Annotated in this window: 1 protein-coding gene; it reads right to left on the bottom strand. The window is 47.0% G+C overall.

Going from position 1 to position 249, the window contains the following annotated elements; genetic code table 11:
- On the bottom strand, nucleotides 1-249 hold a 249-nt coding region (locus AAEY93_RS20955), incomplete at both ends, for a chromate transporter (RefSeq protein ID WP_351079658.1).

Genomic DNA, 249 nt, shown 5'->3' with positions numbered 1-249 from the left:
ATATAGCGCCGAAAGCAATAAACCAACAACGGCTGCATTTACCCCCGCTAACGCACCGGCTATGGCAGGATGCTGGCTAATAGAATGCCAACTTTTTAAGCCCACCAGCATCAATAAAAAACCTGGAAGGAAAATAGCTAACGTCGCCACTAACGCGCCCAAAATAGGAGATTCTAACCATAAATCTGCCCCTAAAAAGGTTGCTAAGGTAAACATAGGGCCAGGAATGGCTTGCGCAAGTGCATAGCC

The organism is Shewanella sp. CAL98-MNA-CIBAN-0140, from assembly GCF_040309905.1.
GTDB lineage: Bacteria > Pseudomonadota > Gammaproteobacteria > Enterobacterales > Shewanellaceae > Shewanella > Shewanella psychromarinicola.
The sequence above is the reverse complement of the archived record's forward strand: the minus strand, read 5'-3'. Positions and strand labels throughout refer to the sequence as shown.